Here is a 21363-nt window from a genome sequence, read left to right on the forward strand (position 1 = left end):
CCACCTCTTTTTGCCGTTCCCCCACCCCTAAGCATAAGGGCAGGCCCGGCAAAAAGCGATTAATCTGCCTGGCGGCGCGTGGCGGTGATGGCAAAGGCGTCAAGCGCCTGAGTGCCGATCTCGGCCTGAGCGGCGAGGGCCGCGACCAAAGGCGCCACCTGGCGTCGCACCGGCGCGTCCTGCGGCAGCTGAGCGACCAGTTCAGGTGTGGCCGACACCTCCCATTGGCCGTCTTGCATCCCCAGCGTCGGCAAAATCGCCGTGGTCGGCGCAAAGCCCAGCGCCTCGAGCGGCGGGGTCAGCTCGGCCGGCGTGATCAGGGTGCGAATGTTGGCTTCCCCATTTGGTAATGCCTCCGCACAGGTAGCCTGAATCCAGGCTGCAAGCAGGTGGGCGACCTGCCGCGCGTCTCGCACGGCAAGCGACCAGTCGGCGATGGCGATGGTGTCCACCGCCGGCGCCAGTTGCGCAATCAAGTGAAGCAGCGCCTGAACGCCGGGAAAGTACCAGGTTGCATGGGCGATCACCAGCACGTCAAAGCTTCGTGGCGCAAAGTCCGCCTGCAACACATCGGTCGCCAGATGCGCGTGTACCTGCTTGCCCAGCGGTCCGGCCGCAAGCCTGGCCTGGGCCTCGCCGATGGTCACCGGGGCCCCGTAAGTGGGCGCCGCGATGTCGTAGGCCGCAACCAGGCCGGTCGGACCGACCGCGGCGGCCAAGGCCGCGGTCATGTCGCCTTGGCCACAACCGATTTCAAGCACCCGGGCGCCGGGGCGGATGCCCCAATGCTCGGCCAGGCTGACCCGGTAGCGGGTCTGCACCGTTTGAATCGCATCGTCTGCAGCAAGGCCCATCGCGGCCACAATATCAGCAACGTTCATTGTTCATCCTCCTTGGCGCGGCCTGGCCGCACCCGTCCAGTCTACCACCACCGCACCGCCTAACCTAATCGTGGCGCCAGGCGCCAAAACACCCTCGCAGCTTCGGCTGCGAGGGTGCTTACGCTCAGATGGCGACGTTGCCGGAGAACTGGCTGTTGTACAGATCGGCGTAAAAGCCGTTTTGTGCCATCAGCTGGTCGTGGTTGCCGGTTTCGACAATTGAGCCGTGGTTCATCACGATGATGTTATCCGCGTCGCGAATCGTGCTCAGGCGGTGGGCGACGACGAAGCTGGTGCGGTCCTTCAGCAGACGACTCATCGCGTGCTGAATGTGAACCTCGGTGCGGGTATCGACAGAGCTTGTCGCCTCGTCGAGAATCAGAATTTCAGGATCGGCGACGAAGGCCCGGGCGATGGTCAAAAGCTGACGCTGGCCCTGCGAAATGTTCGAGGCCGATTCGTTCAAAATCGTGTCGTAGCCCTTCGGCAGCTGGCGAACAAAGTTGTCCACGTGGGCGGCCTTGGCGGCTTCGAGGATCTGCTCATCGGAGGCATCCTCGCGGCCGTACTTCAGGTTGTCCCAGATGCTGCCGGTGAACAACCAGGTGTCTTGCAGCACCATCGCAAAGTGGCTGCGCAGATCCTCCCGCGACATGTCGCGGGTGTCCACGCCGTCCAGGCGAATCGCCCCGCCCTTGACGTCGTAGAAGCGCTCGAGCATGTTGATCACGGTGGTCTTACCGGCACCGGTCGGACCGACGATGGCGATCATCTGGCCCGGCTTGACCTCAAGGTTGTAGTCGGTCATCAGAAGCGGTGACCCGTCGTAACCGAACTTGACGTGGTCCATGGTCAGCTTGTTGTGGTCGTCTGGTGTGGCCGGCATGCCGGATGGCTCATCGGTCATATCTGGTTCGTCCAGCACCTCAAAGACCCGTTCCGCCGAGGCGATGGTGCTTTGAATGGTGTTGGCCAGGTTAGCCAGCTGCGAGATTGGCTGGGAGAATTGCTGGGTGTACTGCAGGAAAGCCTGCACATCCCCCAGGCTGACCGTGCCGTTGGACACGGCCAGGCCGCCGAAGATGGCGACGAACACGTAGCTGATGTTGTTGATGAAGGTCATCAGCGGCATGATGATGCCGGAGACGAACTGCGCCTTCCAGGCCGCGTTGTAGAACTTTTGGTTTTCCACCTCGAAGTTTTGCATGACCGTCTCTTCGCGGTTGAAGGACTTCACAATCACCTGGCCGGCGTAGTTCTCTTCGACCTGGTTGTTTAACAGGCCCAGCGCCTTTTGCTGGCTGGCAAAGAACTTCTGCGACTTCGGCGCGACGATGCCGACCACCACCAAGGACAGCGGAATGGTGACCAAGGCAATCAGGGTCATCTTGCCCGAAATCGAGATCATCATCCACAGCGTCCCAATCAAGGTGACGGCACTGGTGACCATCTGCGTTAGGCTCTGCTGAAGCGTCGAGGCGATGTTATCCATGTCGTTGACCGCTCGCGACATCACATCCCCGTTGGAATGGGTGTCGTAGTAGTTGATCGGCACGGTTTTCATCTTGTACTTGAGCTCCTTGCGCAGGTCGTAGACGGTGCGTTGGGAGATGCGCGTCATGATGTACTGCTGTAGGAAGGAGAACACCGCAGACGCCAGGTACATGAAGATGACGGTGATGATGATGCCCTTGATCTTGTCAAAATCGATTGGGAACTCAGCCATCTGGATGCCGGCCTTCTGCTGGGCGACCCCTTTCATGTAGCCCTTGAAAATCTCAGTCGTGACCTGGCCCAACACCTTGGGGGTGCGAATCTGAAAGATCGTGGCGGCGATGGCCAAGAGCAGCACCAAGACGATACCGACCAGGCGCGATTTCATGTAGCCCAGCAGGCGCATGGTGGTGCCCCAGAAATTCTTGGGTTTTTCCACCAGGCCCATACGCGGCCCCGGCCCGTGGCCGCCACCCACGCGCTGCTGTGGTTGTTTGGATTCTGCCATTAGTCCTCATCCCCCTCTCGAATCTGCGACTTGATGATTTCTTGGTACGTGACGTTGGTGGCCTTCAGCTCGGCGTGGCTGCCGCGCCCGACCATTTTGCCGTCGTCCAGCACCACGATGGTGTCGGCGTCGGCGACCGTGGAGACGCGCTGACCGACGATTACGACAACGCGGTTGGAAATCTTCTCGTCGTCCTTCAGCGCCTGGCGCAACATGGCGTCGGTCTTGAAGTCCAAGGCCGAGAAGGAATCGTCGAACACGTAGACGCTGGCGTCTTTGACCAGGGCCCGTGCAATCGCCAGGCGCTGTTTTTGGCCGCCGGAGAAGTTACCGCCGCCTTGCTCGACGTGGTAGTCCAGGCCTTCCGGATTCTCTTCAATGAAGTCTTTGGCCTGCGCAATCTCAAGCGCGTGCCACAGCTCGTCATCCGTCGCGTCTTCGTTGCCGTACTTCAGGTTGTCACGCACGGTCCCGGTGAACAGGTTGGCCTTTTGCGGCACAAATGCGACCGCGCCGTGCAGCACCTTGAGGTCGAGCTCGCGAACGTCGGTGCCGTCGAGCTTGACCGCGCCTTTTTCAACGTCGTAAAAACGCGGAATCAGGTTGACCAAGGTCGACTTACCGGAGCCGGTGCCGCCGATGATGGCCAGCGTCTGGCCCGGCTGCATGTTAAAGTCGATGCCGGCAAGCGCCGGCTCCTCGGCGCCGTGGTAGCGAAAGTCGACGTGGTCGAACTGCAGGCTGGCGTGGCTTGCGTCCAGCGGCGTCGGCGTCTCTGGCGCCTCGATGGTGGTGGTCAGATCCAGCACCTCGTTGATGCGGGTGGCCGAGGCCTGGGCGCGAGGAATGAACATCAAAATCATGGACAGCATCATGAAGCTCATCAGAATCTGCATCGCGTAGGTGATAAAGGCGATCAGGTTCCCGGTTTCAAGTGCCTGTTGGGCGATCAAGTGGCCGCCCCACCAGTCGATGCCGATGTTGGTCCCGGACATGATCAAGGTCATCACCGGCATCGCCAGGGCCATGATTGAGAAGACCTTGACGGCGTTATCGGTGTAGTCTTTGTTGGCGACGTCGAAGCGATTTTGCTCGAAGTCGTCTTGGCGGAAGGCCCGGATCACCCGGACCCCGGTCAGCCCTTCGCGGAAGACCAGGTTGATTTTATCGGTTTTGTCCTGCATCTTGCGAAACAGCGGCACGGCGAAGACCATCATGATGCCGATGAACACCATCATAATCGGAATGACGATCAGGAAGATCATGGTCAGCGTGTGGTTCTTCTGGTAGGCCAAAAAGCTTGCCCCGATCAGCATGATCGGCGCCATAATCATCATCCGTAGAATCATCACCCACACGTTTTGAATCTGGGTGACGTCGTTGGTGGTGCGGGTGATCAAAGAACTAGTGCCGACCTGATCCATCTCGTCGTGCGAGAAGTTGATCACCTTGCGGTAGATGTCCGAACGGATGCGCTGGCCGAGCTTTTGGGAGACCCGAGCGGCCAAAAACACGTTGCAGACACTGGCGACGACGGAGATGATGGCGCAGCCAATCATCTTGAAGCCGGCATGCCAGATGTAGTCGGTATCCCCGAGGGCAACGCCCTTGTTGACGATATCCGCCGTCAGGTTCGGCAGGTAAAGGCTCGCGATGACCTGCACAATCATGAACAAGACGGCGCCGGTGATCGCCCAGGCCGACGCGCGGCCCTTTGCTAGTTTAAACATTCGTTGCCTCCTTTGGTGCGACGACGCCGTACTGAATCCAGTTGAGCAGCTGGGCCAGCCGGGCCTTAACTTCATTGACCGGCAGGACCTCGCCTGCCGCACGGTGGTTATAATAATGGCCGATGGTCTGCATGAACAGCCCCATCACCTGCCGAATCAGCATCCGCAGATCGTCATCGGAGTGAACCCGCAGCGGCGTCCGGTCGATATTATCGACCAGAAACTGCGTGAGCTGACCGTGGGGTTTCTTCTTGGGCCCCGGCGACAGCTTGGACACCGAGTGAAAGTCCATGTACATGAAGACGTTGGCGTAAAAATCGGCGTGTGGCCCCTGAACGATGGTGTCGATCATGCGGTCGAACATCTCCGCCATCGCGGCGAAGAAGTCGCCATGCTGGTCGATCACCGTCTGGCGCATCATGTCTTCGGTGTTTTGGCGCATGCGCTCCAAGAGGTAGAAAAAGACGTCGCCCTTGTCCTCGAAGTACTGATAGAAGCTACCGCGCGGAATGCCGGCGTCCTTGATGATGTTTGAGATGCTCGCGTCGGCGAACGGCGCCCGGGCGAACTCGGCGTAGGCGGCCTTGACCAGGCGCATCCGCTTCTCTTCGGCGAGGCGGAAAAATGTTGGCTTTGGCATGGCGCTCTCCTTTCTAGCGCGTGTGACGCGCCATCGTGGTGGCCCCGCCGGCGCGGGACCGACAGGGTCGCAGCATGCGACACACTGTCATGTGACAAGATGTCATTATACACGCTTGACGGCCGATGACAACCGACCAACGCCGGATTCACAAATTATTCACAATTTCAGGTCCCCAGCGCAAGCAAAAAGCATCCGCCAGGCGGATGCCCCTCAGGACTCACTTGAATTAGCCGCAGTCGTCTGCTGCCCGGCCAGCTGCAGCAGGCTGCGCTTGGCCGTCAGGTTGACGCCCAGCACCTGCCAGTCGGCCCCCGCGGCATCGATGCGCGTCACGCTGGTGTTCTTGAGCAGGGTGGCCGGCAGCTTCTGAGGTGCCAGCTGGTACACCAACGCGCTGAGCACCACCCCATGGGCGACAATCAGCACGTTGGCGCCATCGGCACTTGCCGCCACGATGCCGGCCACCGCGGCGTGAACGCGCTGACACAACGCCGGCAGGCTTTCCGCCTGGCCGGTCGGATCCATGCGCTGGAAGTTGCGAATCAGGCGCGGGAAGCGCTCGGCGCCGGTCCAGACCTGGGCCATGGTCGCCACGCCGTAACGCCGCAGCGACCCCATCATCAGCCCCCAGTTGGAGGTGCCTTCAAGGCCGCCGAAGTAGTACTCACGCAGTCCCGCCACCTGGTGCAGCGCCGGGGCGTCTGGGTGCTGGGCGAGGATCTGCCGGGCGGTGGCCACCGCCCGCCGCCGGTCGGAGCTGTAGGCCGCCGTGAAGGCCACCGGTGCGAGCAGCTCGCCGAGCCGAGCCGCCTGGCCCAGCCCCTTGGCCGTCAGCGGCGCGTCGGTGAAGCCCTGCAGCCGCTGGGCCTTGTTCATCGGCGTCTCGCCGTGCCTGACTAAGTAAAGATGTACCGTCATTGCGCATCGCCCTCCTGTACTTTCATGTGCTTTCATGGTACCATATTGCCCAGATATCAAACAGGGACCTAAGTCGGAGGTGGCTGCATGAAAATCGCAGAGATGGTCTTAACTTATTTGCATTCACACCCGGAGAACCGCCGCGAGCTCGACCAAGGGTACCAAAACGTGGTGGCCTTTGCGCTGCCAGACACGGTGATTTTCCCGTACCAAGCCAGCGTCTTTCCACCCGATCAGCTCAACGCGTTTCGCGTGGACGACGCCTTTTTGAAGCAGCAGGGCAACCTGGTGGCCTGGCTGGGCTCGCGGCTTGATCCCGACGAACCGCCGGTGCCGGACACCCTGTGGCTCACGCTGAGCCACGTGACGGCCGCGCATCAGCTGTTGATCGAGGCGTCGTTTGAATAACGCCCGCACCCGCGCCCTGGTGCAAAAGGCGATTCAGGCCGGCATCCTGGCCTTCTTGCTCGAGCTGTCAAGTCTCGCCTTCTACTGGTCGTGGCTGGTATTCGTCAGCCTGGGGCTGGCCGTTTACGGGTTGGGCTGCCTGGGCTACGCGGTGTTTTGGTGGTGGCTGTCTCGGCGCTGACTGTCCGTCAGCGCTTTTTTGTTGTCCCGTGGCGGAGGTAGTCGATCAAAAGCCCCGCCAGGCTCAGCGCGATGGCCGCCACCCACCAGCCGTTGAGCTGGTGACGCGCAAGCCACGCGGCCAACAGCACCAACAGCGCCAACCCCTCATCCAGCATTTGACGCAACAGCGCCTGTTTGTTCAATCCTGTCATGGCCTTACTTTAACACGTTTACGCCCGTGGCAACAGGACTTGCGCCGCCTCTCGCCGGTTGCCGGGGACGAGCGGCTGGCCACGGCCCCTGCCGGCCTTTTGTGACCCGCCGTGAGAATCGCCAAGGCGGCGGTTAACGCGTATACTAGCGGCGGAGGTGTTAAACATGCATGAAATTCCAAGAACCGTTGAAGAGGCCCAGGCCCTGGTGGCCAAAGCCGCAACCGGCAAGGCGCCGCTGAGCCTTGACACCGTGATTCGCCTGGGCCTGCAAAACTGGCTGCAGGAGCTGTGCGACGAAGCGTTCGAAGGTGGCTACTTGACCGTCACCCTGGACGACGCCGGCTTCACCGTGATCGGCATCACCGGCACCCAGGTCTACGCCGACGCGACCCTGCAGCCGGCGCCTTTGGTCGCGCAGTTCAAGGCCGACGCCCATCACACGCTACTGCACCTGCAGACGCTGGTGCGGCAGTTGATCGACTCAGGGCAGCTTGTCGGCTAGGCCCAGCCACTCAGGCCTTTGCCGGCGGCTGGGTTTGACCAGGCAGATTTCTGGCCAATTCCAGCGTCGGCGGGTACACTTTCAATATTAGGAGGTGTACTATGACAAGTTTACCTAGAAGAGACCCCGCAACCGATCCGCTCTTGACCCCGGAAAACAGCGCTTTGCTGGTGATTGACTACCAGCCGACCCAGATTGAATCGATTCAGTCGATGCCCCACCCGCAGCTGCTCCAAAACATCGCGTTGACCATCAAGCTCGCCCAGGCCTTCGCCGTCCCGATTGTCCTGTCCACCGTCAACGTCGACAGCGGCCGCAACCAGGACACGGTGCCGGCCCTGCGGCGCTTGATGCCGGATGTGCCAAGCCTCGATCGCACCAGCATCAACGCGTGGCAAGACGGCGAGTTCCTGTCTGCGGTTCACGATTTGAACCGGCCGCACCTGGTGATGGCCGCGCTGTGGACCGAGGCCTGCCTGACCTTCCCGGCGCTAGACGCGCTGCGCGAGGGCTACCAAGTTCACCCGGTGGTCGATGCCGTCGGCGGCACCTCCCCGGTTGCGCATGACACGGCACTCGCCCGGCTCAGCCAGGCCGGGGCCGCCTTGGTCACCAACGCGCAGCTGGCCTGTGAGTGGCAGCGGGACTGGAACCGCACGGCCACCGTCCCCGCCTTCGTCAAGCTGCTGCTTGAAGGCGGCGACTTCGTTCAGCTCACCTAACGGCCCAGTCTGATGCCCGACCAGCCTGGTTTGACGCGTGTAGCGGCGTCGAACCGGGCTTTTTGCGGCTTGCAAGCGACACCGCTTGCGAGTAGAATACGGGCATCCTAACCAAAGAGGCCATTATGACGAAACTTAAAACCCGGCTCGATGCGTTCTCCGACGCGATCATCGCCATCATCATCACCATCATGGTGCTGAGCATCCCCCCGGTGCTGCACGACTCGGTGGCCAGCTACCTGCAGCTGGGCAAAAGCGTCGGGATCTACCTGATCTCCTTTCTCTTCATCGCCAACATCTGGTACCAACACGCCACCGCCTTTGCCGAAATCGACACCGTGACCTACCGGCTGCTGCTACTCGACTTGCTGTTTCTCGGGCCGCTGGCCCTGATGCCCCTGCTGACCAAGATGATGGCCCTGAACACCACCCGCTGGACCGTGATGCTGTACGGCCTGCTACAGCTTTTGGTCAACTGGCTGTTTCGCCTTTTGGCCAAGTCGATTATTCACCTGCAGTACACCGACCGCTCGGAGATGCGCAAGGTGTACACCAAAATCTACGGCGACAACAACGTGCTGCTCAGCGCCTGGAGCCTGATTGCCCTAGTCGCCGGGTACTTTTGGCCCGAGGCCGCGATGTTTTTTTACCTGGCCTACCCGATTCTGATGTTCATCCTCAGTGCGACGGCCCGGCAACAGTTCTCCGAGGTTGAAAGCCTGCCCGAGGCGCAGCAAAAAGATTTCGAGCAACTCAACGTCTTGCAGCGCCGTGACTTCCAAAGGGCCCACCAAGAAATTATGCAAAACGCCGAGCCGCTGCCCGAGACCTGGGGTCAGTGGCTGGACTCAAGCATCGACCCCAGGCGCCGCGAGCAGCTGAAGAACCGCTACCTGCACGCCACCCCGGAGCAGCAGGCACGCATGGCCTTTTGGCTGCGCCAGGCTCACCGCGCCGGCCGCCGCAAGGACGCCGGGCGGTGAACACGCGACAAAAAGGGCGGCCCGTCATTGAGGCGAGCCGCCCTTTGCGTTCTCCGAAGCCAAATTAACCCTGCGTCGGGTTGTGCGACTTGCCGGCCGCGGCGTCCGGCAGCGCGTCAAGCGCCGCCACGTCTGCCGCCGAGATGGTGAAGGCAAGCTTGGTGTTGGCTTCGATGTGAGCCTTGCTGGTCGCCTTGGGCAGCGGTAGCGCCCCGGTTTGCAGGACGTAGCGCAACGCCAGCTGCGAGGTGGTCACCCCGTAATGCGCCGCGATGCCAGCCACCGCGGCGTTTTGCAGCAGGCCACCGGTCGCCAGCGGCGAGTAGGCCTCGATCAAAATGCCATGGGCCTTGGCAAAGGCCGTGATCTTCGGCTCGGTGAACCCGATGTAGTACTGAATCTGGTCGACCGCCGGCACCACCGTGGTGGTGTCCAGCAGGTTTTGCAGGTCGTGGACGTCGAAGTTCGACACCCCGATCGCCCGGGCCGCGCCGCCTTCGTAAAGCTCCTCCAGTTGCTGCCACACGGCGGTGTTCGCCTTGTCGTAGCGGGTGCCGGCCTCACGCCACGGCCACGGTGCGTGAATCAGGTACAGGTCCAGGTAATCTAGGCTCAGGTTGGCCAGGGTCTGATCGAAGTAGTCGCGAACCGCCGTCGGGTCCTTGACTTCGGCCGGCAGCTTCGAGGTCACAAAAATCTCGCTGCGCGGAATGCCAGAGTCCGTAATCGCCCGGCCGACGCTGCGTTCGTTGCCGTACACATACGCGGTGTCGATGTGCCGGTAACCGGCCGCCAAGGCGGTACGCACCGCCTGGTAGGCGACGTCACCATCGGGAATCTGCCAGGTGCCAAAGCCCACCTGTGGGATCAAAATATCGTTGTTAAGCGTCATGGTTTCAGTTAACACTGTCATCTCATCACCCCTTTGCCCTCATTGTAACGCAACGGCGTTCAGATGTTCACGCCAGTAATGCCCGATAAAGCGGGGCCAGGGCCACCACCCGCTCCTGAATGTCGGCCCAAAGCTCGTCTGGCGCGTCAAACAGCGGGTCGGCCAGCAAGTAGGTCTGACCGATCAGAAACTCACCCTTGGCGGTGGCCTCAAAGCGCGTCGCCAGACGGTCGAAGTTGGCTGCATTTAGCGGCAGCACCGCCTTTTTGGTGTGATCGCCGCTCAGCTCGAAGCTCCCGGGCAAGGCCAGCGCCAACGGCCGCAAGGCGGCCGGCTTTAACGCCGGCTCACCCTTGCTTTCGGCCAGCAGCGCGACCCACAGAAACAGCCGGTCGTCCCACAGCCCAAGCTCCAGGTGCGGCAGCATTTTGTAGCCCCGCTTGCCGGTGGACAGGGCCAGCCACGTGTCCGGCGGCGGGTTCTTGTGGCGCCGGGCGTGACGCGCGAGGTGCAGGAACTGCGTTGGCACCCCTTGCGCCGCCAAAAGCGTCTGCAAAACCGCCCCGCCCGCCTCAAACTTGGGATCCAGGTGCCGGCGAATCAGGCCCAGCCGCCCGGCCAGCGTGGGATCGGCGAAGGGCGCAAAATCATCACGATCAAACATGAAAGCACTTCCTTATGTTAAACTGAGGGCAAACACCCGCGGAGGTAACCATGACAGACAACGAAGACGTACAATCCCGGCTGACTCAAAGCATGAGCGGCCCCTTGCAGACCAATCCCGACGAGCGGCGCCACTACCTGGGCTCCCTGCGCGAACGCGCCTACCTGAAGGTGACCAACGCGCAGGTTCGCCAGCGCGAGGCCCTGCCGGCCGTCAAGGCGGCGCTTGACGCCACGAAGCACGAGGCCGGCTTCAAGTTGCTGCTCAATGGCAAGCTCGAGGCCGGCGTGACCGCACCGTTCATGGCGGCGGCCAACGCGCTGGACTACCCCTTCACGCTGGTCAACAACGACCAAGCCGACCTGACGCCGGCCGGCTGCGCGGTGCTGGTCACCGCAAGTGCCGCCATCAACAAGCCAGACATCGCGCTGCCCGAGCCCAAGTCCCCGACCAAGCCGGCCCCAGGTTTTTTCGAGCGCCTCTTTCACTAATCGGCTGCCGCCTCGGCGGCTTTTTTAGTCGGTGGAAAAAGCGCGGCAATCACCGCCGTTGCGACGTCTACCCCTGCCCCCATCACCGGGGCCTCATGCACCCCCAGCCGCGGGTCGGGCGTCACCGAAAGCACTTGTGCGGCCTCGGGGTGGTCGGCCGTCGGCTCCAGGTACAGGTTGGGAATGGCGATATCCACCCCGGCGACGGTGGCACCGACGGCCGCGGCCGCCGCCACCGCCAGCGCCTTGTAGCCCGGTGCGATGTCTGCCGTCACCGCCACCCCGCGGCCACCGGTGGTCAGGTTGCTGTTGAAGCGCAAAAACACCTCGTGGCCGCGCGGCGTCACGGTGGCTTCGGTCTTGCCCTGGCTGGCCAGCACCGCCTGCTCGGTTGGGCCAAGCACCAGGTGGCGGCGCTTGGCCAGGGCGGCGACGGTTTGGCGGCCGTCGCCGACCACGCTGGCCGGCTCGCATTCAAGCACCGCCAACACCCGGTGCTTCAGCACGAAGAAGCGGTAGCTGTTGCCCGGGACGAACAGCTCGATGAGAAACGCCCCGAAGGCACTGGCGGCAGTGACCGCCTGGGCGAAGGCGCTGCGCGTCGGCGGTAGCATGAACACGGTCACCCCTTGACCGTGTTGGCCGCAATTGGGCTTGACCACTAGGCTCTTATTTTTCAACCCGGCGTCGTAGGCGGCCATGGCGGCGGCCACGTCGGTGAACAGCGCGGCGCGAGGAACCTTGAGGCCGGCCGCCCCCAAAAGCGCCTTTTGGGCCTGCTTGCTGGCGCCGACGGCTTGGGCCGAAGCCGCGTTCAGTGCGGTGACGCCTTGCACCACCAGCTGCCGCTCGGCCCCCCGCCGCAGGCTCATCACCGCCGCGCTGGCATCAAGCACTTGCACGGCCAAACCGGCCGCAAAGGCGGCCGCGGCCAGCCGCTGCGTGTTCTCGTCCAGCGCCGCAAACCCGGGCAGCACCGCTTGCGGCTGCGTCAGCGCCTGGGGCAGAGTCGCCACGGGCAACCGCTCGGCAGCGGAACGCGCCGCAAGTGTGCTGGCGTCTGGCGCCTGCACCGCCTGCCACAGCGCCGCGTTGAGCCAGTCCAGGGTGGCGGCCGTGATGCCGGCCGGACTCGCCGTCACCGGCAGGTTGAGCAGCGCAACGGCGGTGATGGTGTGATCCTTGGCCTGGACCAGACCCAGCTGAACCGGGCCGCCAAGCTCCCGGGCCAAGTCCTGGCCCCGCTCGGCCAAAGTCGCCAGCCACTGCTTGTACAGCGTGGTGCGAAAGTCGCGGTAGGCCGGCAGCTTGCGGCCTTCAAGCGCCTGATAAAGCCGCGCAAACAGCGGCTCCGGCAGCGTCAGGCGAACGCTCAACGCGACGTCTTGAGGCGCCTGCAAGTGGCTGGTCGCAAGGATTGCGGCCAGCTGGTCGACGGTGGCCTGGGCCGAGTCGAAGGCATCGGTGGTCACTGTCACCCGCCCGTTTTGCACCGCCACATAGGCGCCGCCGTGGGCCACCTGAGCCCCAAGCGTCATCACCAGCTGAAATCGGGTCTGCCCCTGAAGCGCGGCCAGCCCCAACGCCTGAATTCTGTCTGCCAAAGTCGTCATGTCAATCCTCCGTTCAATCCCTCTACTGTACCACGTGCTATACTGAATGCGAAAGGACGTGGCAAAATGCAACAACCCCTGGCGTATCGCATGCGCCCGCAAAACCTGGACGAGGTTGTCGGCCAATCGCACCTGGTCGGCCCCGATCAGATCATCCGCCGCATGGTGGCCGCCCACCGGCTGAGCTCCATGATTCTCTACGGGCCCCCCGGCACCGGCAAAACCAGCATCGCAAGCGCCATCGCCGGCGCCACCAAGTACGCGTTTCGCATGCTGAACGCGGCAACCGACACCAAAAAGGACCTGCAGATTGTGGCCGAGGAAGCGAAGATGTCCGGCACGGTCATCCTGCTGTTGGACGAAATTCACCGGCTGGACAAGACCAAGCAGGACTTCCTACTGCCGCACCTCGAATCCGGCCGCATCGTCTTGATCGGTGCCACCACCGAGAACCCGTACATGAGCATTCTCCCGGCGATTCGCTCGCGCAGCCAGATTTTCCAGGTGTTCCCGCTGACCCCGGACGACATCGGCCAGGCGGTCGACCGGGCGCTGGCCGACAAGGACCGCGGCCTGGGCAATTACCCGGTGACGCTGACGCCAGACGGGCGCGACTTTCTGGTGTCGGCCACCAACGGCGACCTGCGAGCGGCGCTCAACGCGCTGGAGCTTGCGACCCTGTCGACCCCCGAGCAGGCCGGCCGCATCACCTTGGATGCACGGGTGATGCACCAGTCGCTTCAGCAACGCGCCATCGCCGGGGATGCCGACGGCGATGCGCATTACGACCTGATCTCGGCCTTTCAAAAATCGATTCGCGGCTCGGATGTCGACGCCGCCCTTCATTACCTCGCGCGGCTGATCGTGATCGGCGACCTGCCGAGCATCCTGCGGCGGCTGTTGGTCATCGCCTACGAGGACGTCGGCCTGGCCAACCCCCAAACCGCGAGCCGCACCCTGACCGCCATTCAGGCCGCCGAGCGGCTGGGGCTACCGGAGGGCCGCATTCCCCTGGCCAACGCCGTGATCGATCTATGCCTGGCGCCGAAAAGCAACACCGCGATGGTCGCCATCGACGCGGCGATCGCAGACGTCGCCGCCGGCAAGGCCGGCAGCATTCCCGCCGACCTGCGCGACGCCCATTACAAAGGCGCCGCCGCGTTGGGCCACGGCCTGCACTACAAGCTGCCGCACGATTACCCCAACGGCTTCGTCAAGCAGCAGTACCTGCCCGACAAGCTGCGCGGCGTCCATTACTACCAGCCCAAAACCACCGGCAAGTACGAGGCGGCCTTGGCCAGCCGCCTGGCTCAGCTGCGAGGCTGGCAGCAATAGCGGTTACAAGCGCGGTGCATCAATCTTTTGCCGTCACATCGCGGTGACGTTTTCTTGCCATTTGGCCGCCACCGTGCTACCATAAGTGCATGGGAGATTCCTAAGGTGTTCGCGCTTTCCTGTTATCAGTTGACCGAACAGTTTCGAGACCTTGGGACCGGAAGTGGCGTGTGCCGTGCTGTTATCTCACTTAATGGCTAACGTGCATGTCGTCTGGGCCCACTTGCTTAACGGCGGGTTTCAACGATTTGGAAAGAGAACGGCACCAATTTAGCCTTCCATGGCCGGCCTCGCGCCGGTTTTTTTGTGCCTGAGCTTAAAAGTTGACGTCCAAAATGACAGGGCTTACACTAGCTTCAGATGATTATCTTAGGACGGGGCGGCGGCTGCGATCACAGCCGTAGCACGGCCACCGTCTATGGGGAACGGTCCGGGACATAAGCATTCCCAGTACCCCACTCATGCCATGCCGAACCAGGCAACAACGCCGACGTTTTCGCGCAACGGCCCCCTCCGATTGAGGCCGACCACCAGGGTGTGGACCTCCACCCACCGGCCGCTTATTGTCCCGCCTACTCGCCATGCGAGGTAGCTGCGGCGGGCATTGACCGGTGGCTTGTACCACGCAAGTCGACCACGCGCCGACTCGCGACCACAGAATCAGCCCAACCAACCAGCAAGAATGCCACGGCCAGCGGTGGTCACGCTACCGCTGGCTTCGGCGCGGCCGGCGAAGTTTGTCTTCGCCGGCTTTTTGGCGCGGGTGGCCGGTCGTGGTCGCAATCCCTTGGCCCGGCGCGTACAATGGAGACATCGAATCGGAAAGGATGAACGCCTTGATCACGTTTGTTTTCGTCGCCTTCGCCCTGCTGCAATTCGGGCTGGCTTACTACCTCGTCGCCCATCGCCGCACCAACTTCTTGAGCCTGACCACGGTGCCGGCGCCGGTCGGCCACACCCTGGTCGCCTTTGCCTGCGGCTTTGGCGCAAGCGGGTGTTTGAGCCTGGTCGCGGCCTGGATCAACACCACGCTTTGGCAGGTCGCCGCCTTGGTGGTGGCCGCCGTTGTCGCCGGTCTGTTGGGGCTTTTGGTCCCAAAATACGTGCGGTAAAGACTGGCGGCACGCACCTCAGTCGGGTACAATAGAAGTAAAGAGGTGATTGACATGTTACAACAATACAAACACATCCTAGTCGCGATCGACGGCTCCTACGAGTCGGAGCTGGCCTTCCAAAAGGCCGTGGCCGTCGCCAAACGCAACCACAGTGAACTGTTTTTGATCCACATTGTCGACACCCGAGCCTTCCAAAACGTGTCCAGCTTTGACTCCGCCATGGTCGAACAAGTGACCGAAACCGCCAAGCAGACCATGGATGGCTACATCGAGCAGGCCCACAAGGCCGGCCTCGAGCAGGTCTCGTACACCATCGAGTACGGCGCCCCCAAGACCATCATCGCCCGCGACGTCCCTAAGGCCAAGAGCATCGATCTGATCATGATCGGCGCCACCGGGCTGAACGCCGTCGAACGCCTGTTGATCGGCAGCGTGACCGAGTACGTCACCCGCAACGCAACCTGCGACGTCTTGGTCGTTCGCACCGACTTGAACAACAAGCCGGCGCTGGCCTCGACCAAAAAGCCGCGGCCGCAAGCCAAATAACCCGCTGAAGTCAGGCCTCGTGCCTGGCTTTTTCACCCCGAAAGAAGGTTAATCATGAGTATTTACGACTTCACCGTCACGCTGGAAGACGGTACGACCTACCCGCTGGCCAAGTACCGCGGCCGGCCGCTAATCATCGTCAACACCGCCACCAAGTGCGGCTTTGCGCCACAGTTCAAGGAACTCGAGGCGCTGTACCAAAAGTACCGCGACCAGGGCCTGGTTGTGCTGGGCTTTCCCTCCGACCAGTTTCACCAAGAGCTCGACACCGCAGACGCCGCCGCGGCGGCCTGCCGCACGACCTGGGGTGTCACCTTCCCGATGCACCAACTGATCGCCGTCAACGGCCCGGCCCAAGACCCCTTATTCGCCTACCTCAAAAAGGCGGCGCCGGGCGCCCTGGGCACCAGCATCAAATGGAACTTCACCAAGTTTTTGATCGACCGCACCGGCAACGTGGTCGAACGCGTCGCGCCCAAGACCGCGCCGCTCACCATGGCCCCAGCCATCGAACAGGCGCTGGCCCAAGCCTAACTTCAGCGCCACACCAAAGCGGCAGCCACGTGATGTGAGCCCCAAGATTTGGCTCGTTGTCCAAATCCCTGGGGTCACATCACGTGGCTGCCTTTTTGGTGGGCTCGTTACGCGCTGATCGGATCGGCCTCCAGCGCCTCAATCAGGCGGGTGCTTTGCGTCACCCGCGCCAGCGCCAAGGCAATCTGGTAGGCCTGTGGCGCCGCCTGATCACCGATTCGCAGCAGGGCCCGGGCCCTTAAGGCGTAGAACTCGTCGAGCAGAAACAGACTATCGTTGCGAACCGCGTTGTCGATGCCGAGCTTGACGTGGTGCAACACCAACTGGTCCTCCTTCAGCTCGTAGTAAATCCGCGCCACGTGCCAGTGAATGGTCAGCTCCACGTCCAGGTAGCGGCCCTCGGCCAGGGGCATCGCCTGCAGCAGCTGCAGCGCCGAGTCGATGTAGACCCGGGCCCGTTCGGTGGTGCCCTTCTCCGCGTAGGCCAGCCCCAGCCCCAGGGTCGCCATGATGGCTGGCAGGTCCTTGAGCGTGGCGGCCAGCGGGTTCAGCACCCGCCCGAAGTAGTAGATCGCCTCGTCTTGGTTGCGGTGGCCGAACAGCTGCACCATCCCCATCGCGTAGTAGTAGCGCCGCTCGTCCTCCACCCGCAGTGTCTTGACGCTGCGAATGGTCTTGAGCTTCGCGTCGGCTTGGTCAAAATCACCGTGGCGAATCAGGGTGTCGATTTCGGCGAGGTTGCGCTGCACCCGGGTGCGGTTTTCGACCACAATGTCCTCGAGTGTGATGCCCAGCCGATCGATCAGGCGCAGCAGGATGTTCATGCTCGGGACCTTATTGCGCTTCTCGATCAGACTGATCGTGGCCTGGGTGCAGATGCCGTTGGCCAGTTCGGCTTGCGACAGCCCCTTGAGCTTGCGGTAATGGCGGACCCGTTCGCCCAGGATCCGCAAGGCGGGTTGGGAATTCTTCATGATTAAACACTCCTTTGACGGCCATGCGCCAATCCAGCTGAGACCATTTCTATATTTGTATTATACTTAAAGTTATGCCGTTTGACTACTTTTCTTCATTTGTGTGATATTTCTCAAGCTCACATAATTATTTTTATTATTTCTTATGTATGTGAATATCATTGCAAGGTGCGTTGCCGTGCCTCACAACGGCGTGTGGACTGTCGTGACAGCCTTAATCGGCGCGGCACGGCGACCGAATTTATTAAATCCGATCTGGTGAAGCTCGCTCAATGAGATGCAGATGGCGACTTTTTTGGTCTCACCTCACGCAATTCGTCGGCAATCCTCACCGCAGCTTCAGCCGCCTCGTGAAAAAAAAGCGAGCAAAAAGGCCGCGTCCCTCGGGACACGGCCTTCCTCAGTACAGGTCGATGATTTTTTGCAGGTAGTCGACGACCACCTTGGGCAGGTCGGCACGCATCAACAGCGCCTCGAGCAGCCGGCTGCGGTTGTACCAGCGGTTCCAAAACGCCACGGACTCCTGCGGGTGCAGGTCCTTCAGCCGACCCTGCCACGCCGTCAGGCACAGCACCTGCGACTCGGCGAAAAACTGGTGCTTGGCCGCGAGGTTCACCAGGTAGCCGGCCACCCGCTGATCCTCACCGAACGCCAGCGCGTAATCGTTGTGCTGCCAGCCGGCAAACACGGCGGCCATCAAAAGCACCTTGTCGCCGCGCGTCAGCACCGGCACCTGCGTCAGCTCATCGGCGAGGTTGCCGATGTGGGTGTAGGCATGGGCCCAGCCGGCGCCTTCGACGAAGCCGCGGCCGTCTTTCTCCAAGACGACGTAGGTCACTAGGTTCATCAAGAGCAGCTGGTAATCCGCCTGGCTCAGCGCGTGGTAGCGATTTTGATCCGCGTAGACCAGCCCGGACAACAGCATCACGGCGAAGCTGCGCCCAAACACGCCGGAGTTTTCGGGCTCCAGAATGTGCGAGAATAAGACCCCTGGCGCCTGAAGCTCGTGGAACAGCCATTCGACCTGCGGCTGGGTGAAGGCGTCGGCCTGAAAGAGGTCCGAGATCAGGTAGAACACCCCCTTGTCCCGCACCGCCGGGTTGCGGCTGGCCAGGTGATCCAGCAAGAAGTGCAGCTCCTCATCGCTGACGTCGGGCTGCTTGGTGTTTTTGATCCGGCGGCTGATGGTCTGCATCCGGGCAATCGCCCGCATGTCGTCGCTCGGCAGAATCAGGGGCGTCGGCTGGCTGCGGGTCACGCCGGCCATGATGCCGTCTAGCGCCGCCGGCAGCTTGGCGAACACCTTGCCGGCCAAAAGCGCCGCTCGCAGGTCCTGAACCTGCGACTTGACGCGAACGAGTTCTTCTGTCATTGTGTCTCCTTTGTCAAATCAGGATGGGCCGCGCGATTTTCTCGGTGGGATGCGCCAGCACCCAGCCAAAATCGGCGGCGTGGGGGCCTTTTTTGACCCGCATCCCCGGCTGGGCCATGATGGTGAAGGGATAATCATGCGCCAGCGCCTGCTTCAGGTAGTAATCGATCATGTCGGGCATCATCAGCCCGTTGAGGTAGACCCGATAGCCCGGGTAGCGCGTCAGCACCGAGTCCAGCAAGGCCGCGATGCGCGGATCGTGCAGCTGGCGAATGGTCACCGCCATGGCGACGCGCTCCTTGAAGTTGCCCAAAAAAGCGCGTTTTTCGTCGGGGTGCAGGGTGGGAATGCCCAAGGCCTTGGCCTTGATGAAGTCGTTCAAAGATTCTGGCATCGTGGCTCCTTTCGGCGGCCGGTGCCGCCTCCCTCATGGTACCACAAGTCCGCAAGCGGTTCAGTTCGCGGCCGGCGCCGGGTCGACCAAGGTCAGCTGGATGCGCTCGCGCTTTTGGTCGACGCTTAAGACCCACACGGTCACCACGTCGCCGACCGCGACCACGCGGTACGGGTCGCTGACGCGCCTTTGGGCCATGTGCGACAGGTGAACCAGGCCGTCGTGCTTGACGCCGATGTCGACGAAGGCCCCGAAGTCGACGACGTTTCGCACCGTGCCTTCAAGCTTCATGCCGGGCAACAGATCCGCCATGGTCAACACATCGTGGCGCAAGAGCGGCGCCGGCATCCCGTCGCGCAGGTCGCGGCCGGGGTGTTGGAGGCTGGTCGCAATGTCTTGGGCGGTGGCGGTGCCGACGCCGGCCGCCAAAAGCGGCGCCAGGTCGGCGGTCGCAAGCTGCGCCTTGGCCGCCGGGCTTGGCAGGTCGGCCGCGTTGACGCCGGTCGCCTTCAGCCACGCCTTGGCCGCCGGGTAGCTTTCCGGGTGGATGTCGGTGTTGTCGAGCGGCTCGCGGCCGCCTGGAATGCGCAGGAAGCCGACCGCCTGCTCGAAGGCCTTGGGGCCGAGGCGCGGCACCTTTTTCAAGGCAGCACGGCTGGCGTAGCGCCCGTTGGCCTCGCGGTAGGCGACGATGTTATCGGCGACGGTGGCCGACAGCCCGGAAATGCGGCGCAGCAGGGCGGCGCTGGCCGTGTTCAGATCCACCCCGACGCGGTTGACCGCGCGTTCGACCACGGCGTCCACCGCCACGGCGAGGTCCTTGGCCGGCAGGTCGTGCTGGTACTGGCCGACGCCGACCGCGGCCGGGTCGATTTTGACCAGTTCCGCCAAGGGGTCCTGCAGGCGCCGGGCGATGCTGATGGCGCTGCGCTTTTCAACCGGCAGCTGCGGGAATTCGCCTCGCGCAAGGGCGCTGGCCGAATACACCGACGCGCCGGCCTCGTTGACGATGACGTACACCACGTCTTGCGGCAGCGTCTTCAAGACGGCCGCCACGAACTGCTCGGATTCGCGGCTGGCGGTGCCGTTGCCGATCGCGATGGTGGTCACGTGGTACTGATCAATCAACTCGCGCAGCTGCCCGGCGGCCGCCTCGCGCTGGGCCGCCGGCGCCGGCTTGTGGGGATAAATCACCGCCGTGGTCAAGAGCTTGCCGCTTTCGTCGACCACCGCCAGCTTGCAGCCGGTGCGGTAGGCCGGATCAAAGCCCAGCACCACCCGGCCGCGCAGCGGGGCCTGCATCAGCAGGTTGTAGAGGTTTTGGCCGAAGACTTGAATCGACTTGGCATCGGCCGCCTCGGTCAAGCTCGCGCGGACCTCCCGCTCGATGGCCTGGGCGATGAAGCGCTTGTAGGCGTCGGTGTAAGCGGCGGTGATGGCGGCCGTCGCCGGGGTCTGCGGCCGCTTGCCGATCAGGCGAAAGCGACAGAAGTTCAGGATGCCGGCCGGATCGACCGCCACCTTGACCGTCAGAATTTTCGCCTTCTCTCCGCGGTTCAGCGCCAGCGTCTGCGTCGCCGTCACCTGGGACAACGGCGCCTTGAACTCGTAGTACTGCTGGTAGACGCCGCGCTCATCGAGGGTCTGCGCCTTGGGCCGGGCGGTCGCCTGCAAAACGCCGTTGCGGGTGGTTTCCCGCCGCACCCAGTTGCGAATCGCGACGTCCTCGCTGAAGGCCTCGGCCAAAATTTCATGGGCCCCGGCCAGCACCGCGGCGACATCCACGACGCCCCGCTTGGCCGAGACGAACTTGGCGGCCGCGGGTTCAAGCGGGCCCTTGGGAAAGGCGAGCAGCTGCCGGGCGAAGGGCTCAAGCCCCGCCGCCTTGGCCTTGGCCGCCAGGGTTAGGCGCTTTTGCTTGTAGGGCAGGTACAGGTCCTCGACGTCTTGCAGGCTTGTCGCCGCCGTGATTTTGGCTTGCAGGGCGGCCGTCAGCTTGCCCGCCTCAGCGATGCTCTTGAGGACTGCCGCCTTGCGATCCAGAAGTGCGGCCACGCGGTGTTGCGCGTCTTCGATGGCCTGAATCTGCACCTCGTCGAGGCTGCCGGTGGCCTCCTTGCGGTAACGCGCGATGAACGGCACGGTGTTGCCGGCCGCCATCAGGGTCAAAACGGCGTCGATCTGCCGGGTGCTGATGCCGGTCAGCTCGCGGTGAACCAGCGTGACGGTGTTGTCTTCAGTCATGATTGCCTGCCTTTCTGCGTGGC

Annotated in this window: 23 protein-coding genes; 10 read left to right on the forward strand and 13 right to left on the reverse strand. The window is 62.7% G+C overall.

The annotated features are described in order from the left end of the window. Window positions 1-59: 59 nt before the first annotated feature. The 5 genes from ACYVRZ_RS02225 to ACYVRZ_RS02245 form a co-directional block, all read right to left on the reverse strand. Complete coding sequence (locus ACYVRZ_RS02225) at window positions 60-881, reverse strand: class I SAM-dependent methyltransferase (protein WP_461224397.1); 822 nt, start codon at window positions 879-881, stop codon at window positions 60-62. Window positions 882-1005: 124 nt separating this feature from the next. After that, complete coding sequence (locus tag ACYVRZ_RS02230) at window positions 1006-2883, reverse strand: ABC transporter ATP-binding protein (RefSeq protein WP_461224398.1); 1878 nt, start codon at window positions 2881-2883, stop codon at window positions 1006-1008. Beyond that, window positions 2883-4613, reverse strand: coding sequence for an ABC transporter ATP-binding protein (locus tag ACYVRZ_RS02235; RefSeq protein ID WP_461224399.1), 1731 nt, complete (start codon window positions 4611-4613; stop codon window positions 2883-2885). The genes ACYVRZ_RS02230 and ACYVRZ_RS02235 overlap by 1 nt, the downstream gene beginning before the upstream one ends. Further along, a complete protein-coding gene (locus tag ACYVRZ_RS02240) occupies window positions 4606-5253 on the reverse strand; it encodes a TetR/AcrR family transcriptional regulator (RefSeq protein ID WP_461224401.1) in 648 nt (215 codons plus the stop codon). The genes ACYVRZ_RS02235 and ACYVRZ_RS02240 overlap by 8 nt, the downstream gene beginning before the upstream one ends. Before the next feature lie 213 nt (window positions 5254-5466). Next, window positions 5467-6174, reverse strand: coding sequence for a histidine phosphatase family protein (locus tag ACYVRZ_RS02245; protein ID WP_461224403.1), 708 nt, complete (start codon window positions 6172-6174; stop codon window positions 5467-5469). Window positions 6175-6261: 87 nt separating this feature from the next. On the opposite strand from ACYVRZ_RS02245, the gene ACYVRZ_RS02250 reads away from it, so the two are divergent. Both ACYVRZ_RS02250 and ACYVRZ_RS02255 read left to right on the forward strand, forming a co-directional pair. After that, window positions 6262-6582 carry a hypothetical protein gene (locus tag ACYVRZ_RS02250; protein ID WP_461224405.1) on the forward strand — a complete coding sequence of 107 codons (321 nt, stop codon included), beginning with the start codon at window positions 6262-6264 and terminating at the stop codon, window positions 6580-6582. Next, complete coding sequence (locus tag ACYVRZ_RS02255; protein ID WP_461224407.1) at window positions 6575-6763, forward strand: hypothetical protein; 189 nt, start codon at window positions 6575-6577, stop codon at window positions 6761-6763. The genes ACYVRZ_RS02250 and ACYVRZ_RS02255 overlap by 8 nt, the downstream gene beginning before the upstream one ends. Window positions 6764-6770: 7 nt before the next feature. Here ACYVRZ_RS02255 and ACYVRZ_RS02260 read toward each other — a convergent pair whose 3' ends face one another. Continuing rightward, window positions 6771-6956 (reverse strand): hypothetical protein, encoded by a 186-nt coding sequence (locus ACYVRZ_RS02260; RefSeq protein WP_461224409.1) that lies wholly within the window; start codon window positions 6954-6956, stop codon window positions 6771-6773. A gap of 166 nt (window positions 6957-7122) precedes the next feature. Between ACYVRZ_RS02260 and ACYVRZ_RS02265 the strand changes: the two genes are divergently transcribed. The 3 genes from ACYVRZ_RS02265 (at window position 7123) to ACYVRZ_RS02275 (ending at window position 9166) form a co-directional block, all read left to right on the forward strand. Beyond that, window positions 7123-7461 carry a hypothetical protein gene (locus tag ACYVRZ_RS02265; RefSeq protein ID WP_461224411.1) on the forward strand — a complete coding sequence of 113 codons (339 nt, stop codon included), beginning with the start codon at window positions 7123-7125 and terminating at the stop codon, window positions 7459-7461. 101 nt (window positions 7462-7562) lie between these two features. Further along, the gene (locus ACYVRZ_RS02270; RefSeq protein ID WP_461224412.1) at window positions 7563-8183 is read left to right on the forward strand and encodes a hydrolase; all 621 of its coding nucleotides are present in this window, start codon (window positions 7563-7565) and stop codon (window positions 8181-8183) included. A 125-nt stretch (window positions 8184-8308) separates the two neighbouring features. Beyond that, window positions 8309-9166 (forward strand): TMEM175 family protein, encoded by an 858-nt coding sequence (locus tag ACYVRZ_RS02275; RefSeq protein ID WP_461224414.1) that lies wholly within the window; start codon window positions 8309-8311, stop codon window positions 9164-9166. A gap of 64 nt (window positions 9167-9230) precedes the next feature. Here ACYVRZ_RS02275 and ACYVRZ_RS02280 read toward each other — a convergent pair whose 3' ends face one another. Next, window positions 9231-10079: an aldo/keto reductase gene (locus tag ACYVRZ_RS02280; protein WP_461224416.1), complete on the reverse strand. Its 849-nt coding sequence runs from the start codon at window positions 10077-10079 to the stop codon at window positions 9231-9233. 46 nt (window positions 10080-10125) lie between these two features. Further along, complete coding sequence (locus ACYVRZ_RS02285; RefSeq protein WP_461224418.1) at window positions 10126-10722, reverse strand: DUF1054 family protein; 597 nt, start codon at window positions 10720-10722, stop codon at window positions 10126-10128. Between the two features lie 50 nt (window positions 10723-10772). On the opposite strand from ACYVRZ_RS02285, the gene ACYVRZ_RS02290 reads away from it, so the two are divergent. After that, a complete protein-coding gene (locus ACYVRZ_RS02290) occupies window positions 10773-11213 on the forward strand; it encodes a YueI family protein (RefSeq protein WP_461224420.1) in 441 nt (146 codons plus the stop codon). On the opposite strand, the gene ACYVRZ_RS02295 is transcribed toward ACYVRZ_RS02290, so the two are convergent. Continuing rightward, complete coding sequence (locus ACYVRZ_RS02295) at window positions 11210-12826, reverse strand: hypothetical protein (RefSeq protein WP_461224422.1); 1617 nt, start codon at window positions 12824-12826, stop codon at window positions 11210-11212. The genes ACYVRZ_RS02290 and ACYVRZ_RS02295 overlap by 4 nt on opposite strands. Before the next feature lie 66 nt (window positions 12827-12892). Here ACYVRZ_RS02295 and ACYVRZ_RS02300 point away from each other — a divergent pair, with 66 nt between their 5' ends. From ACYVRZ_RS02300 to ACYVRZ_RS02315, 4 genes are all read left to right on the forward strand, one after another. Continuing rightward, complete coding sequence (locus ACYVRZ_RS02300; protein ID WP_461224424.1) at window positions 12893-14161, forward strand: replication-associated recombination protein A; 1269 nt, start codon at window positions 12893-12895, stop codon at window positions 14159-14161. An 836-nt stretch (window positions 14162-14997) separates the two neighbouring features. Beyond that, entirely contained in the window at window positions 14998-15273 is a 276-nt protein-coding gene (locus ACYVRZ_RS02305; RefSeq protein ID WP_461224426.1) for a hypothetical protein, read from the forward strand. Between the two features lie 54 nt (window positions 15274-15327). Beyond that, window positions 15328-15822, forward strand: coding sequence for a universal stress protein (locus ACYVRZ_RS02310; RefSeq protein WP_262316291.1), 495 nt, complete (start codon window positions 15328-15330; stop codon window positions 15820-15822). Window positions 15823-15876: 54 nt separating this feature from the next. Next, window positions 15877-16356 carry a glutathione peroxidase gene (locus ACYVRZ_RS02315; RefSeq protein ID WP_461224429.1) on the forward strand — a complete coding sequence of 160 codons (480 nt, stop codon included), beginning with the start codon at window positions 15877-15879 and terminating at the stop codon, window positions 16354-16356. 107 nt (window positions 16357-16463) lie between these two features. On the opposite strand, the gene ACYVRZ_RS02320 is transcribed toward ACYVRZ_RS02315, so the two are convergent. The 4 genes from ACYVRZ_RS02320 to ACYVRZ_RS02335 all read right to left on the reverse strand — a co-directional run bounded on the left by ACYVRZ_RS02320 (window position 16464) and on the right by ACYVRZ_RS02335 (window position 21340). After that, window positions 16464-17330, reverse strand: a complete 867-nt coding sequence (locus ACYVRZ_RS02320; protein ID WP_461224431.1) for a helix-turn-helix transcriptional regulator — start codon at window positions 17328-17330, stop codon at window positions 16464-16466. Window positions 17331-17730: 400 nt separating this feature from the next. Next, window positions 17731-18702 carry a DUF2785 domain-containing protein gene (locus ACYVRZ_RS02325; RefSeq protein WP_461224433.1) on the reverse strand — a complete coding sequence of 324 codons (972 nt, stop codon included), beginning with the start codon at window positions 18700-18702 and terminating at the stop codon, window positions 17731-17733. A gap of 13 nt (window positions 18703-18715) precedes the next feature. Then, on the reverse strand, window positions 18716-19096 hold the full coding sequence (locus ACYVRZ_RS02330) for a DUF1694 domain-containing protein (RefSeq protein ID WP_461224435.1): 381 nt from the start codon (window positions 19094-19096) through the stop codon (window positions 18716-18718). Between the two features lie 60 nt (window positions 19097-19156). Further along, window positions 19157-21340 carry a helix-hairpin-helix domain-containing protein gene (locus ACYVRZ_RS02335; protein WP_461224436.1) on the reverse strand — a complete coding sequence of 728 codons (2184 nt, stop codon included), beginning with the start codon at window positions 21338-21340 and terminating at the stop codon, window positions 19157-19159. Window positions 21341-21363 lie beyond the last annotated feature (23 nt).

Source organism: Lacticaseibacillus suihuaensis (assembly GCF_054785075.1).

Coding starts and splice junctions, on each gene's coding strand:
- ACYVRZ_RS02240 (WP_461224401.1), bottom strand. CDS start 5,253: ATGCCAAAGCCAACATTTTTCCGCCTCGCCGAAGAGAAGCGGATGCGC.
- ACYVRZ_RS02320 (WP_461224431.1), bottom strand. CDS start 17,330: ATGAAGAATTCCCAACCCGCCTTGCGGATCCTGGGCGAACGGGTCCGC.
- ACYVRZ_RS02265 (WP_461224411.1), top strand. CDS start 7,123: ATGCATGAAATTCCAAGAACCGTTGAAGAGGCCCAGGCCCTGGTGGCC.
- ACYVRZ_RS02315 (WP_461224429.1), top strand. CDS start 15,877: ATGAGTATTTACGACTTCACCGTCACGCTGGAAGACGGTACGACCTAC.
- ACYVRZ_RS02280 (WP_461224416.1), bottom strand. CDS start 10,079: ATGACAGTGTTAACTGAAACCATGACGCTTAACAACGATATTTTGATC.
- ACYVRZ_RS02335 (WP_461224436.1), bottom strand. CDS start 21,340: ATGACTGAAGACAACACCGTCACGCTGGTTCACCGCGAGCTGACCGGC.
- ACYVRZ_RS02290 (WP_461224420.1), top strand. CDS start 10,773: ATGACAGACAACGAAGACGTACAATCCCGGCTGACTCAAAGCATGAGC.
- ACYVRZ_RS02270 (WP_461224412.1), top strand. CDS start 7,563: ATGACAAGTTTACCTAGAAGAGACCCCGCAACCGATCCGCTCTTGACC.
- ACYVRZ_RS02245 (WP_461224403.1), bottom strand. CDS start 6,174: ATGACGGTACATCTTTACTTAGTCAGGCACGGCGAGACGCCGATGAAC.
- ACYVRZ_RS02330 (WP_461224435.1), bottom strand. CDS start 19,096: ATGCCAGAATCTTTGAACGACTTCATCAAGGCCAAGGCCTTGGGCATT.
- ACYVRZ_RS02285 (WP_461224418.1), bottom strand. CDS start 10,722: ATGTTTGATCGTGATGATTTTGCGCCCTTCGCCGATCCCACGCTGGCC.
- ACYVRZ_RS02300 (WP_461224424.1), top strand. CDS start 12,893: ATGCAACAACCCCTGGCGTATCGCATGCGCCCGCAAAACCTGGACGAG.
- ACYVRZ_RS02225 (WP_461224397.1), bottom strand. CDS start 881: ATGAACGTTGCTGATATTGTGGCCGCGATGGGCCTTGCTGCAGACGAT.
- ACYVRZ_RS02260 (WP_461224409.1), bottom strand. CDS start 6,956: ATGACAGGATTGAACAAACAGGCGCTGTTGCGTCAAATGCTGGATGAG.
- ACYVRZ_RS02230 (WP_461224398.1), bottom strand. CDS start 2,883: ATGGCAGAATCCAAACAACCACAGCAGCGCGTGGGTGGCGGCCACGGG.
- ACYVRZ_RS02295 (WP_461224422.1), bottom strand. CDS start 12,826: ATGACGACTTTGGCAGACAGAATTCAGGCGTTGGGGCTGGCCGCGCTT.
- ACYVRZ_RS02325 (WP_461224433.1), bottom strand. CDS start 18,702: ATGACAGAAGAACTCGTTCGCGTCAAGTCGCAGGTTCAGGACCTGCGA.
- ACYVRZ_RS02235 (WP_461224399.1), bottom strand. CDS start 4,613: ATGTTTAAACTAGCAAAGGGCCGCGCGTCGGCCTGGGCGATCACCGGC.
- ACYVRZ_RS02310 (WP_262316291.1), top strand. CDS start 15,328: ATGTTACAACAATACAAACACATCCTAGTCGCGATCGACGGCTCCTAC.
- ACYVRZ_RS02250 (WP_461224405.1), top strand. CDS start 6,262: ATGAAAATCGCAGAGATGGTCTTAACTTATTTGCATTCACACCCGGAG.
- ACYVRZ_RS02275 (WP_461224414.1), top strand. CDS start 8,309: ATGACGAAACTTAAAACCCGGCTCGATGCGTTCTCCGACGCGATCATC.